Raw genomic sequence first — 12,765 nt, forward strand, 5'->3', positions numbered from 1 at the left:
TAACGATTGGATCATGATGTATCGTGTCCTGTCACCTGATGTCAATGAAATGCTGATTATTTCTTTATAAACCAACCTTCTCCTGTATAGGAGTAATCTAGGGAGGCAAATTTGGGTCTTTTAAGTAGGGATAAAACTGACAATTAAGTTAAAAATCAGTAAAAATTCATAGTTTGCAATGATTTGCAATATTGTCTAGACACAAATTTGGTCGATAGAATTTGGATAAATTGACCCGATGGGAAACTAAATTTCCGTTATCCCAACCCTTCTCTCCAGGGAGAAGGGTTTTCGGACGGCTCTGGTTGCCTTTCTCCTTGGGAGAGGGCTAGGGCAAGAGCGGTTTACCCAAGTTATGCTGCCCGATGGCTGAGAAGGGTAGGTGCTGCCCTGACGTTAGTGGCTCAACCGACGTTGGTTGTTCTACACGTTCCAGATATTTACCATCATGTACCGTGGGTACGGCAACCATCGGATGTAAACGACTATAGTAGCGATGGGTTTGCTCGGTCTGCGATCGCTCTAGCAAAGTTTCATTCGCAATCTTTTTCCGTAATTTGACGATCGCATCCAAAATCGCCTCGGGGCGGGGCGGACATCCCGGTAGATACACATCGACTGGGATCAGCTTATCAACCCCGCGTACTGCACTGGGAGAATCAGCACTAAACATTCCCCCGGTAATTGTGCAAGCGCCCATTGCCATCACATACTTGGGTTCTGGCATTTGCTCATACAGACGTACTAGGGCGGGAGCATATTTCATCGTAATGGTGCCAGCCGTAATTAATAGGTCAGCTTGCCGTGGAGTCATGCGGGGGAACATGCTGAACCGTTCCAGGTCAAACCGCGCCCCTAACATGGCACTGAATTCGATGAAACAACAGGCAGTCCCATACATCAGAGGATATAAACTGGACATCTTTGCCCAGTTATACAGATCATCCACAGTGGTAAGAATGACATTCTCCGAAAGTTGCTGGGTCACTTCGGGGTAAGCTACGGGATTGATTAAGGGCAATTTTTCCGATGCGGTTGTAGGGTTTGTAGGGGCGATCGGTGTCATGAGTAGCACTCCATCTAGGAAAAGGGATTTGGGGGCTGGATATTGAGTCAGCCTGATCGGTTAAAGCCGCTCACATCCAAATATTTAATTGGCTGAGAAAGATAAATTAATGGCTTAATGACAAGGAACAGCCAGGAGAAATTGCGGTAGCAGAATGATGAAGGGAAGCCAAAATCCAATGCTACTTTAGTATTTCAAATCACTACAGCGATCGGCATTCATCATTCTGCAAGTTGGCTTCCAGATTCGGCAATTTTTCAGTCAGAATAGTGACAAAAAATATTAGTCGCAGGAGAAAAATCCTTCAGATGAAATGATGCCGAATAGGTGACTACACCGGTTCAAATTAGCATTCCTGAAGCGCTAACTATGCTAAATATAAAATCCGTAGTGGAGCCAATCAAATCACTGTCCTTTTGGTTGCAGCAAGCCGCGCTATGCCTCATCCTAGAGTTTTTGTGCCTTTAAACAATAGGAAGCCAGGAGCCATATAAGGTGTTAATCCAATTAGACCTTTGGACTAACAGTAAGCAACCTGGCTCCTGACTAGTTCTGACATAAATGAAAGGTAGATGCTAGAAGTGATGTTCTAAGCGGATTTAGAGTGTTTTGCCAATGGCTTAGAACAGCTTCGGGAACCAGCGTTCTCCGGGTTGTCTGCCACCCTCATCATTGCTACCGCCATGAGGTTGGGACTTACCAGGATCGCCACCTTCCGCTCCATTGCCAATCCCCTGGTTGTAGCGGCGCACGATGGGTTCGGGTTCAGGAGTCGGTTCGACAACTCCACCGTAACCACCGTAACCAGAGTAGTCATAGGATGCCACAAAGGTGTTTACATCTTCTTGCCAAGAAGATTCAGTCATCAAAGGAGTTGTGCCACCAACCATTGAGTCAACACTAGAAGATTTCGCACCAGATTGATAGAGTGGAACCGACAAATCTGATTGAACTCCTAAGTGTGCTGGTAGAATAACACCACCATTACTCATTGCAGTAGATAGACCATTAGCAGCGTTTTGAGATTGACCTTTGCCGAACATTTGAGTGTCTCCTTTAATCGATAACCCTATTAAAGGAGATGTCAGAGATTGTTGACCTGAGTAGGTTTCCTGATTTTATTCAGACTATAATTTGACGAGTTTTTGCTTTTTTACGTCGCTATACGGACGGGTTTTAAAGAGATATGTAATGAGGCTTAATTTTTTGAAAAAATGAATTTTTTAGATGAACTAACTGGAGAAATACCTAAAAGATTCACAACGGATACGGAAAGTTTAAAGCTAAGATTAAGCCATTTTTTCTCCATTCTCAGTAACTTTTCTGAGCTTTTATTGAGTGATTGATCAACGATCGCGATCGGCATCGTTTTCAGTAGTAATTCCGAACCAACGCTGATGCCCGCTACAGGCACGATCGCCGATTTTGGTATCCTTTGCGGCTCGCGATCGCGCTAACTGATCTCTCAGAGACGGCAATACCGATCTCTGAAGGTGGGAATACCGATCTCTGTCATCCTGCTAACTTCCTTACAATGGCGATAGCGGAAATTTAATCATCCAGGGGGAGTTATGCAGCCAAACCAATCCCAAATGACGGAGAAAGCCTGGGAAGCCATTGTTAGAACTACAGATATTGTTAGACAGGTTCAACAACAACAAATTGAAACTGAACATCTGATGAAAGCCCTGCTCGAACAAGAGGGGATTGCCGTCAGTGTGTTCAATAAATTAAACATTAGTGTTCAACGGGTACGTGACTATACCGAAGCCTTTATTGCCCGCCAGCCGAAGATCTCGGGAAGTGGCAGTTCGGTCTATATGGGACGCAGCTTAGACACATTACTCGATCGCGCCGATGCCCTGCGGAAACAATACAACGACGAATTTATTTCGGTCGAACATTTTTTGCTGGCGTATGACAAAGACGAGCGATTTGGTAGAGGACTGTTCACTGAATTTAGACTAGATGAAGCTAAGCTCAAAGCAACGATCGACCAGATTCGAGGAAGCCAAAAAGTGACAGATCAGAATCCTGAGGGGAAATACGAGTCTTTAGAGAAATATGGGCGAGATCTGACGCAATTCGCTGAGGAAGGCAAACTTGACCCTGTGATTGGTCGAGATGACGAAATCCGCCGCACGATTCAAATTCTATCTCGCCGGACAAAAAATAATCCGGTACTGATTGGTGAGCCGGGGGTGGGCAAAACGGCGATCGCTGAAGGGCTGGCACAACGGATTGTCAGTGGTGATGTGCCACAATCGCTGAAGGATCGCAAACTGATTGCCCTGGATATGGGGGCATTAATCGCCGGAGCCAAGTATCGCGGTGAGTTTGAGGAACGGTTAAAAGCTGTCCTCAAAGAAGTTACCGACTCCAAGGGTCAAATTATCCTCTTCATTGATGAAATTCATACCGTCGTTGGAGCGGGAGCCACTCAGGGGGCAATGGATGCAGGCAACCTGTTGAAGCCTATGCTGGCGCGGGGCGAACTGCGGTGTATTGGTGCGACCACGTTGGATGAATACCGCAAGTACATTGAGAAAGATGCGGCACTGGAACGGCGGTTCCAACAAGTTTATGTGGATCAGCCCAGCGTTGAAGATACGATCTCGATTCTGCGGGGTCTGAAGGAGCGGTATGAGGTTCACCACGGGGTAAAAATCTCCGATAGTGCGTTAGTGGCGGCGGCAACCCTATCCACCCGGTACATCAGCGATCGCTTCCTACCAGACAAGGCGATCGATCTGGTAGACGAAGCGGCGGCGAAGCTGAAAATGGAAATTACCTCTAAGCCAGAGGAATTAGACGAAGCCGATCGCAAGATTCTGCAACTGGAGATGGAAAAATTGTCGCTCCAGAAGGAAACCGATCCAGCTTCCCGCGATCGCCTGGAAAAACTGGAGAAAGAACTGGCCGATCTGAAAGAAGAACAAAGTACGCTAAATGCCCAGTGGCAGGCTGAAAAAGACAAGATCACCCAGATCCAATCCTTGAAGGAGGAGATCGATCGGGTGAATGTGGAAATTCAGCAGGCAGAACGGGATTACGACTTGAATCGGGCGGCTGAATTGAAGTACGGCAAGCTGACTAATTTGAACCGCCAACTGCAAGAAGCCGAACAACGGTTAACCGAAACCCAAACCAGCGGTAAATCTCTGTTGCGGGAAGAAGTCACCGAATCCGACATTGCCGAGATCATTTCTAAGTGGACAGGAATTCCGATTAGCAAACTGGTGGAGTCGGAGATGCAAAAACTCTTGCATTTAGAAGCCGAACTGCATCAGCGTGTGGTGGGTCAGGATGAAGCGGTGACTGCCGTCGCTGATGCGATTCAGCGATCGCGAGCCGGGTTAGCCGATCCCAATCGTCCGACTGCAAGCTTTATCTTCCTGGGCCCAACTGGGGTGGGTAAAACGGAACTGGCAAAAGCATTAGCCGCGTATCTCTTTGATACCGAGGAAGCGATGGTGCGGATTGATATGTCTGAGTACATGGAGAAGCATACCGTTTCCCGGTTAATTGGTGCGCCTCCAGGGTACGTTGGCTATGACGAAGGTGGACAACTGACGGAAGCCATTCGTCGTCGTCCCTATGCCGTAATTCTGTTTGATGAAATCGAGAAAGCCCATCCGGATGTATTCAACGTCATGTTGCAGATTCTCGATGATGGGCGGGTGACGGATGCTCAAGGGCATACCGTAGACTTCAAGAACTCAGTGATCATCATGACCAGCAATATCGGTTCCCAATTCATTCTGGATGTTGCCGGTGACGACTCTCGCTATGACGAAATGCGGAGCCGTGTCATGGAAGCGATGCGAACCAGCTTCCGACCGGAATTTCTCAACCGGATTGATGAGATCATTATCTTCCACGGCTTACAAAAGTCCGAACTGCGGAAGATTGTGCAACTACAGGTGCAACGGTTGAGCAAGCGGTTAGCCGATCGCAAGATGGCACTGAAGTTATCGGATGCCGCGATCGACTTCCTGGCAGATGTGGGCTACGATCCGGTCTTCGGCGCTCGACCGTTGAAGCGAGCCATTCAACGCGAATTAGAAACCGCGATCGCGAAATCCATTTTGCGAGGAGACTTCCATGAAAATGACACGATTTTTGTGGATGTGGAAAACGAACGGCTTGCCTTCAAGCGACTACCGTCGGAAGTGCTAACGACTCAATAACCTGATAACTCAATAACAGAGATAGTTTTAGGGGTGGGCAATGGTTCACCCCGATTTTGTTATCCCAATTCACAAAAAACCCTCCAGCACGATCGAGCTAGAGGGAGTCTTTCCGCACACAACCAAGGAGATAGCTTGACGGGATTGACTAGAGGTAAACAGACAGAGAGAAACGAATTCCACCTAAGCGGGCAAAATGGTTCGGGACGTAGTGCCATTCCAGGAGAAGGCAGGATTGAGGTTTAGGAGGTTAACAGGTTGCCTGGGTTCAGGTGGATTGACGAAATTATTACCGAGAGCCTGCCAAGAAACAGGCGCATAAGATACAAAAGAAGGGAATCAGGTTTTTATTTCCCCGTTCTACGCTCGATTTTTTGTCATTATGCCAACCTATACCGGAATTTCTAGTGAAGCCTTTCGTCACCCGCTCGATCGTCAGGCAGAAGAAACTCTGCGGTCTGTGCCAGGGTTTGACTTAGTTGCCCGCCGCTTTGTCGAATACTTATCTGAGCGTCCCCGCTTTGTCTATTTGATGGGAAATAGTATTCAGGTTGGGCCTCGGCAGTATGCTTCGGTATACCAAATATTCCGCGACTGCTTACGGGATTTAGATATTTACCCTGAACCCGATCTATTTATTTCCCAGAATCCCCTGGTGAATGCGGTGGCATTAGGGCAGGACCACCCCAGCATCACGATTAACAGTGGGCTGCTGGACTTGATGAATGAAACCGAATTGCGAACCGTGATCGCCCATGAACTGGGACATATCAAGTGTGGGCACAGTACCCTGATCCAAATGGCAATGTGGACGGTTCAGGCGGTTTCCGGGTTAGCCGATTTAACCTTTGGCTTAAGTACCCTGATTACCACGGGGCTACTAATGGCATTTTTTGAGTGGTTACGCAAAGCCGAACTCTCTGCCGATCGCGCGGCGCTGTTAGTCACCGATGATCTGAATCCCGTCATGCACACGATGATGAAAATGGCGGGTGGTAGCACCAAACATGCCCACGAAATTAGCCTGGATGAATTCATTCGGCAGTCAGAACGCTATCAGGGCTTAGATGAAGATGGCTTAAACCAAATTTATAAATTCTTCCTGTACAACGATCTTTCGGCTGGTGTGTTTCTTACCCATCCCTTTGCCGTAGAACGAGTTCACTTTTTACGGGAATGGTCGGGTTCTGAGGACTACCGCCAAATTCGCCAGGGAAACTATCGCCGCGCCGGAGCCGAAGGATCGGTAGATGTGCCGGTGCAACCCACAGACCCAACGACTCCCCCCCAATCGCCTAACTCCACATCCAGCACTACCCAAGCTGAAGTAGACAACCTCCGTCGCCAATTAGAAGAACTACAACAGGAAATCGATCGCATCAAGCGATCGGAATAATCTCCTATCTCACTTTACGCTGGGCTAGATGACCATTGATTAATTGCAGCACTGGATGATTGGACTGGCGAATTAGGGTTTCATCGTGGGTTGTGACAATGATCGTGATGCCGATCATGTTCAGCTTCTTCAAAATCTTGATCACCTGCCAGGAATTATCCGCATCCAGGTTGCCAGTGGGTTCATCTGCCAGCAATAAGGGAGGAGTGCTGACGATCGCGCGGGCAATGCTGACCCGTTGTTGTTCCCCACCCGATAGTTCTTCAGGAAAACAATCCGCTTTATGTTGTAAACCCACCATTTTGAGTGCAGGTTGCAAGCGGCGATCGATCTCCAGCCGAGGAAAGCCCTGTGCCCAAAGGACAAAGCCAATATTTTCCAATACGGTACGGCGGGGAATTAATTTATAGTCTTGAAACACCACCCCAATCCGCCGCCGCAACATGGCTAAACGATCGCCCTTGAGCGACGAGATCCCCTGACCATCAACAATAACTTCTCCAGTGGTGGCTCGTTCTGCTCCGTAAAACAGCTTCAGTAAGGTAGACTTGCCAGAACCAGAAGCCCCCGTAATAAACAGAAATTCACCGCGTTGAATCTCCAAATTGGCATTAATCAACGCCTTCGTGCCATTCGGATAGATCTTGCTGACATTTTGCAGTGTGACGATCGCCGCCGTTCCTGAAGTTGGCACCCCTTGATCGGTCGTGCTACCCACTTCTGACATTGGTATTGGTGACGATCGAGGGCGATGTTGCCCGGAACCAGCGACCCGACGATTACTGACCATACGCATCCAGAGTCCAATCAGTGATCACGCACTCATATTGCAAGCAACTGGCAATCCAGCGCACTTCATTAGACCACAGAACCTTCAGGATGACGCACCCGTTTTAGGCGATCGCGAGGCATAACTCAGTTTCTCCCCATCTCCCCATCTCCCTATCTCCCTATCCTTTCCCCCGCAAGCGATAGACTAGCGATCGCCACGCAAAATGGGGTAGAGCCAACATCCGTCGCCAACGCCAGGGTTCTTGATAGAGCCGGTACAACCATTCCAAATTATTGTTCCGTAGCCAACCCGGAGCGCGAACTTTCACACCCGCCCAGATATCGAAACTGCCACCCACCCCGATCCAGATCGCATTCGGACAAAGGTGACGGTGTTCCATGATCCAGAATTCCTGCCGGGGTACGCCTAATCCCACCAGGATCAATTGGGGTTGCAGGTCTTTCAAGCGTTGCTGAAAGGCAGGTTGGTCTTCTGGAGCCAGAAAACCATTTTGCACTCCGGCAAACCGCAATCCGGGCGATCGTTGTTGCCAAATCTTAGCCGCCGTTTCCGCCACTCCAGGCGCACCGCCATAGAAGAAGACTGTCCCTAAGTCAGATCGTAGTCCCATTTGTTGCAAGAGCGATTCTGCCAGTTCAATTCCCGGACAGCGAACGGCTCGTTTACCATACAGTTTCAGGTAAAACACGACCCCGGCTCCATCGGGAATCACCAAGTCCGCCTGCTCAATTGCTGCTGCCAGCCGAGAATTTTGTTCTGCCTGCATTGCCATTTCGGCATTTAGCGTCACAACATGGCATCCTTGCCGTTGCTGTATTCGGCGTACCAGCCAGCCCGTGTAATCATCCAATAAATGTAGGGGTAGACCCAGTACGGAAAATAGTTGGGGAGTATCGGGGATCGCCTGTTGCACCATTGTTCCTCATGCCCAAGATTGCCAACCTATTTAAGCATTAAATTAGTCCAGTCATGGAGATCGCCTGGGCTACTCTTCACGAATGGATCTGGGGCTGATATAACCAGAAGTGGTGTAGTCAGGATAGGGCGATGACAGAGCAAGCGATGCGGACAGAATGGGTCAAAGTGACAAATGGGGATTTAGAGATTGATGCTTACCTGGCAGAACCGACTGGAGCAGGTTCATTTCCGGGTATCATCGTGATTCAGGAAATCTTTGGGGTGAATTCCCATATTCGATCGGTGACCGAACGCCTTGCCAAAGCTGGATATGTGGCGATCGCGCCAGCGATTTTTCAGCGTACTGCTCCTGGGTTTGAGGTTGGCTACAGTGAGGCGGATACCGTTCTAGGGCGGGAACATAAAGACCAAACTAAAGCCAATGAGTTATTGAGTGATATCCAAGCGACGATCGCCGATCTCAAATCCAGAACGAATGTGAAAGCAGGGGGATTTGGCACGATCGGCTTTTGTTTTGGCGGGCATGTGGTGTATTTAGCTGCAACTCTGCCCGATGTGAAAGCAACAGCCTCCTTTTATGGAGCCGGGATTGCCACGATGACTCCGGGGGGTGGCGCACCAACGCTCGATCGCACTGCCGAGATTCACGGCAAACTCTATGCCTTCTTTGGCACTGAAGATCCCTTAATTCCAGTGGCACAGATTGATCAAATTGAGGTCGCCCTGCAACAGCACCAAATTGATCACCAGGTTTTCCGCTATCCAGCCGGACATGGTTTTTGCTGCGATCAACGCGCTGACTACAGACCAGAAGCCGCCGCCGATGCCTGGAACCATGTGATGCAGCTTTACCACGATACGTTGTAGCCTCAAATTTTGAGTTTTAATCAACAATGGGACAACCACCAAGGATTGCCCCACTCGCGAGAGATTTGAGTTAAGCAGGTTGGCGTTCTAGTGTTGGGTAGTCGGTGTAGCCTTTCTCGGTGCCGCCGTAGAAGGTAGAGCGATCGTAGGGATTCAGCGGTGCATCTAGCGCGAACCGTTCGACCAGATCGGGATTCGCAATATACAGTCTGCCAAAGGCAATCAAATCTGCGTCTCCTGCGGCGATCGTGGCGTTGGCTAATTCGCGATCGTAGCCACCGGCAGACATAATCGTGCCACTGTAGACTGAGCGGAAATACCGACAGGTGAGGGCATCGGGGTGATCGGCTTGACTGGAGGCGATCGCATCGGCTCGGGGTTCGACGAAATGTAGGTAAGCCAGATTAAAGCGATCAAGTTGTTGCACCACGTAGGTAAATAGCGCTTTGCGGTTGGAGTCTCCCATGTCGTTAAACGTGCCGCTAGGAGCTAACCGAACGCCGACGCGATCGCTACCCCAAACATCCGTGACCGCCGTGACTACTTCTAACAAAAAGCGGGTGCGATTTTCGATCGAGCCACCATACTGATCGGTGCGCTGATTCGTATTATCTTGCAGAAATTGATCCGGCAAATAACCATTGGCAGCATGAATTTCGACCCCATCAAATCCGGCTTCTAAAGCATTGGCTGCCGCTCGACGATAATCCTCCACAATACCGGGAATTTCCTCGGTTTCCAGAGCGCGGGGGGTGACAAATGGTTGCTCCCCAGTGTAGGTTGATGCCATACCCGCCGGGGCGATCGCACTGGGAGCCACGGGTAACGCTCCGTCCGGTTGCAGCGAGGGATGGGAAATCCGTCCAACATGCCAGAGTTGTAAGAAAATGCGTCCACCCTGGGCATGAACCGCCTCAGTAACTTGCTGCCAGCCAGCCACTTGTTCCGCCGAATAAATGCCAGGGGTGCTGGGATAGCCCATACCTTGCGGTGAAATTTGACTGGCTTCGGTGATAATTAGCCCAGCCGAGGCACGTTGGGTGTAATAGGTCACATTTAGCTCTCCAGGCACATAGCCCTCTCCAGCCCGATTCCGAGTCAGTGGAGCCATCACCATACGATTCGGCAATTCGTAGCGACCAAGTTTAACCGGAGATAGCAGGGGTATATCGCGATCCATTCTCCAAACTCCTGGGATTGCTAAGCGAGTAGCGTTATTTAGTAGTTAAGCAACTATTTAACTACAGGATAGCCAGCCATGTTTAGACAGTCAAGTACTTATTTAACTATTTCACTACAATCTATCCCAGCCTAAGATAAAGGTAGGATTCTGGCTCTCATTTTAGTTTGGTCACTCTCTATGGTTAAACATTCTGATCATCAATCTATTAGTTCGGTCGATTCGAGTCATAAAGCCGACACCGAGTACCGAGCCAAGATTTTTGCAGCCCTGGCTGACCCAACCCGGCTCCGGATTGTCGAATTGTTAGCCGCCCAAGGAGAACTGAGTGGGTCAGAGATTGCCAACCAGATGGGGATTAGTCTGGCGCTGTTTTGTCATCACTCTAGAACCTTAGCCGAAGCTGGATTAATTCATATCCGCCGTGAGGGGCAAACAAAGTACAACTCATTGAATCGATCGCTCCTGAGTGATTGTTTCAGTAGTCTCCAAGACGGCAACGAGGTTACGACGGAGATAGAACACTAGATCTAGTGATGGTATAAGAAATTGCAGTTGAGCTAACTCTATTAGTAGAATTGATCAGGTTTTCTAATTAATTTGATCGCTTCGATCGCCTTCTAAAATAACTCGAAATCAAGCAATAAAGATTGATTTTTTGGCAGGAATTGCCCTTATGATGAAGGAATGCAAGCTCATGTTCTGCCAACAATTAATCCACGTCCATTCCTCAAATGGGCAGGGGGAAAGGGTCGCCTGATTTCGCAATACTCGTCCTATTTCCCTCAACAATTCTCAACTTATTACGAGCCATTCCTCGGTGGTGGAGCCATCTTTTTCCATCTCCAACCACGCCGCGCTATGTTAATGGACATTAATGCGGAATTGGTGAACGTGTATTGTTGCGTCCGGGATCACATCGATGTGTTGATCAGTCGGTTGAAGGAACATCGTGATCGCCACTGTCCAGAATATTATTATGAGCAACGATCGCGGCATCGTGAAGCGAAGTTATATCAGTTTGATCGGGGTACTGAATCTGCGATCGATAAAGCCGCTCGACTAATTTATCTGAATAAGACTTGTTTTAATGGGTTGTATCGGGAGAACTCTAAAGGACAATTTAATGTGCCCTTAGGTCGCTACAAAAATCCCGGCATTTATGATCCAGTGTTGCTGAAAGCCGCTTCTGTTGCCCTGCGATCGCAGGATATTACCTTTGCACCCTTTGAAGCGATCTTAAATTACGCGACAAGTAAGCAGGATTTCGTTTACTTCGATCCGCCCTATCATCCGATTAGCCCCACCAGCAGTTTTACAGCTTACAATCGCTATGCGTTTACTCCAGCCGATCAAATCCGCTTACGCGACACCTTTGCCGAATTAGCCAGACGGGGCGTGAAAGTCATGCTCTCTAATTCCGACTGTCCCTTTGTGCGGGAACTCTATCAAGATTTCCATATTCACACCATTTACGCTGCTCGGGCAATTAATTCTAAAGCCGAACGACGCGGCAAAATCACTGAAGTATTAGTCACTTCCTACCCAAGTTAGTATTAGAAAATACACCACCAACATATTCATTAAATAGTTATTTTGAGTAGATCAGCTTGCTGTAAGTTAAGGTAAAGCTGACAATATTTACTTAATGTTCGATCGCGGTTTGGCTCCAATTCTGGCAATAGTTAAGAAACCGAGTTGGTAACTCTGGGCAAGCTCCCCAATGCAGGTGCATGTAGGAGGCATGGAGGTTGGGTAGATACCAGCCTTCATAGATCGGGGGATGAGGAGAGGGGGCAGTGGGAACGTCAGACGATCGCAGATTTAGCGATGAAGGAAAAATGTGAAATAGGGGATCTGGGGGTGCGATCGTCAGGTGAGATCGATGAAATTCATGTCCCCAAATGGTTTGTCCACTGGTGACTAAAGGCGTGTCGTATTGAGCGATCGCGTGGCGATATCCTAGAGTTAATCGCTTCCCCATCACGGCGGTTGTGGGCAGAATTCCCACCATTGGAAACGTGTTCTGATTGAAATCAACCAGTTGCTGACAGAGATACATCAAGCCACCACATTCCGCATACGTTGGCATACCCGCTTGGATTTGCGATCGTACCGCTGCCTGAATCGCTAGGTTCTCTGCTAAGGTCGCCGCAAACATTTCGGGAAAACCACCGCCGAAGTACAACCCCTGAATGTTTTCGGGCAATTCTCGATCCTGTAACGGGCTCCAGAAGATTAGTTCAGCACCCAGAGATTGCAATAAATCGAGATTATCGGCGTAGTAGAAACTGAAAGCAGGGTCGTGGGCGATCGCGATTCGGAGGGTGGGGGAACTGTCTCTTATACACATCT

Annotated in this window: 11 protein-coding genes and 1 pseudogene; 5 read left to right on the top strand and 7 right to left on the bottom strand. The window is 48.7% G+C overall.

All coding sequences use genetic code 11. The features are described 5' to 3' along the window. Positions 1 to 328: 328 nt before the first annotated feature. The 3 genes from nuoB to ACN4EK_RS04515 all read right to left on the bottom strand — a co-directional run bounded on the left by nuoB (position 329) and on the right by ACN4EK_RS04515 (position 2,544). The gene (nuoB, locus tag ACN4EK_RS04505; protein WP_431656294.1) at positions 329 to 1,066 is read right to left on the bottom strand and encodes an NADH-quinone oxidoreductase subunit NuoB; all 738 of its coding nucleotides are present in this window, start codon (positions 1,064 to 1,066) and stop codon (positions 329 to 331) included. 620 nt (positions 1,067 to 1,686) lie between these two features. Then, the gene (locus ACN4EK_RS04510; RefSeq protein ID WP_431656295.1) at positions 1,687 to 1,932 is read right to left on the bottom strand and encodes a hypothetical protein; all 246 of its coding nucleotides are present in this window, start codon (positions 1,930 to 1,932) and stop codon (positions 1,687 to 1,689) included. 480 nt (positions 1,933 to 2,412) lie between these two features. Further along, positions 2,413 to 2,544 carry a hypothetical protein gene (locus ACN4EK_RS04515; RefSeq protein WP_431656296.1) on the bottom strand — a complete coding sequence of 44 codons (132 nt, stop codon included), beginning with the start codon at positions 2,542 to 2,544 and terminating at the stop codon, positions 2,413 to 2,415. A 93-nt stretch (positions 2,545 to 2,637) separates the two neighbouring features. Here ACN4EK_RS04515 and clpB point away from each other — a divergent pair, with 93 nt between their 5' ends. Continuing rightward, entirely contained in the window at positions 2,638 to 5,256 is a 2,619-nt protein-coding gene (clpB, locus tag ACN4EK_RS04520; RefSeq protein WP_431656297.1) for an ATP-dependent chaperone ClpB, read from the top strand. 382 nt (positions 5,257 to 5,638) lie between these two features. Beyond that, positions 5,639 to 6,652, top strand: a complete 1,014-nt coding sequence (locus tag ACN4EK_RS04525; RefSeq protein ID WP_431656298.1) for a M48 family metallopeptidase — start codon at positions 5,639 to 5,641, stop codon at positions 6,650 to 6,652. 4 nt (positions 6,653 to 6,656) lie between these two features. On the opposite strand, the gene ftsE is transcribed toward ACN4EK_RS04525, so the two are convergent. Beyond that, entirely contained in the window at positions 6,657 to 7,442 is a 786-nt protein-coding gene (gene ftsE / locus ACN4EK_RS04530) for a cell division ATP-binding protein FtsE (RefSeq protein WP_431656299.1), read from the bottom strand. Positions 7,443 to 7,602: 160 nt separating this feature from the next. Then, positions 7,603 to 8,361 (bottom strand): WecB/TagA/CpsF family glycosyltransferase, encoded by a 759-nt coding sequence (locus ACN4EK_RS04535; protein ID WP_431656300.1) that lies wholly within the window; start codon positions 8,359 to 8,361, stop codon positions 7,603 to 7,605. Between the two features lie 131 nt (positions 8,362 to 8,492). Between ACN4EK_RS04535 and ACN4EK_RS04540 the strand changes: the two genes are divergently transcribed. Further along, positions 8,493 to 9,230, top strand: a complete 738-nt coding sequence (locus tag ACN4EK_RS04540; protein WP_431656301.1) for a dienelactone hydrolase family protein — start codon at positions 8,493 to 8,495, stop codon at positions 9,228 to 9,230. 70 nt (positions 9,231 to 9,300) lie between these two features. On the opposite strand, the gene ACN4EK_RS04545 is transcribed toward ACN4EK_RS04540, so the two are convergent. Beyond that, complete coding sequence (locus ACN4EK_RS04545) at positions 9,301 to 10,410, bottom strand: alkene reductase (RefSeq protein ID WP_431656302.1); 1,110 nt, start codon at positions 10,408 to 10,410, stop codon at positions 9,301 to 9,303. A 180-nt stretch (positions 10,411 to 10,590) separates the two neighbouring features. Between ACN4EK_RS04545 and ACN4EK_RS04550 the strand changes: the two genes are divergently transcribed. Together ACN4EK_RS04550 and ACN4EK_RS04555 are read left to right on the top strand one after the other, a co-directional pair. Further along, positions 10,591 to 10,938 (top strand): ArsR/SmtB family transcription factor, encoded by a 348-nt coding sequence (locus tag ACN4EK_RS04550; RefSeq protein WP_431656303.1) that lies wholly within the window; start codon positions 10,591 to 10,593, stop codon positions 10,936 to 10,938. A gap of 159 nt (positions 10,939 to 11,097) precedes the next feature. Further along, complete coding sequence (locus ACN4EK_RS04555) at positions 11,098 to 11,964, top strand: DNA adenine methylase (RefSeq protein ID WP_431656304.1); 867 nt, start codon at positions 11,098 to 11,100, stop codon at positions 11,962 to 11,964. A 91-nt stretch (positions 11,965 to 12,055) separates the two neighbouring features. Here the strand turns inward: ACN4EK_RS04555 and ACN4EK_RS04560 are convergent. Beyond that, positions 12,056 to 12,765, bottom strand: a pseudogene (locus tag ACN4EK_RS04560) (cobyrinate a,c-diamide synthase); the annotation flags it as partial.

Source organism: Pantanalinema rosaneae CENA516, assembly GCF_050753385.1.
Lineage (GTDB): Bacteria > Cyanobacteriota > Cyanobacteriia > Leptolyngbyales > Leptolyngbyaceae > Pantanalinema > Pantanalinema rosaneae.

Bases quoted from the DNA above. Each gene is read 5' to 3' on its own strand.
- ACN4EK_RS04510 (WP_431656295.1), bottom strand. From the start codon at position 1,932: ATGACTGAATCTTCTTGGCAAGAAGATGTAAACACCTTTGTGGCATCC.
- ACN4EK_RS04550 (WP_431656303.1), top strand. From the start codon at position 10,591: ATGGTTAAACATTCTGATCATCAATCTATTAGTTCGGTCGATTCGAGT.
- clpB (WP_431656297.1), top strand. From the start codon at position 2,638: ATGCAGCCAAACCAATCCCAAATGACGGAGAAAGCCTGGGAAGCCATT.
- ftsE (WP_431656299.1), bottom strand. From the start codon at position 7,442: ATGGTCAGTAATCGTCGGGTCGCTGGTTCCGGGCAACATCGCCCTCGA.
- ACN4EK_RS04545 (WP_431656302.1), bottom strand. From the start codon at position 10,410: ATGGATCGCGATATACCCCTGCTATCTCCGGTTAAACTTGGTCGCTAC.
- ACN4EK_RS04535 (WP_431656300.1), bottom strand. From the start codon at position 8,361: ATGGTGCAACAGGCGATCCCCGATACTCCCCAACTATTTTCCGTACTG.
- ACN4EK_RS04525 (WP_431656298.1), top strand. From the start codon at position 5,639: ATGCCAACCTATACCGGAATTTCTAGTGAAGCCTTTCGTCACCCGCTC.
- ACN4EK_RS04540 (WP_431656301.1), top strand. From the start codon at position 8,493: ATGACAGAGCAAGCGATGCGGACAGAATGGGTCAAAGTGACAAATGGG.
- nuoB (WP_431656294.1), bottom strand. From the start codon at position 1,066: ATGACACCGATCGCCCCTACAAACCCTACAACCGCATCGGAAAAATTG.
- ACN4EK_RS04555 (WP_431656304.1), top strand. From the start codon at position 11,098: ATGCAAGCTCATGTTCTGCCAACAATTAATCCACGTCCATTCCTCAAA.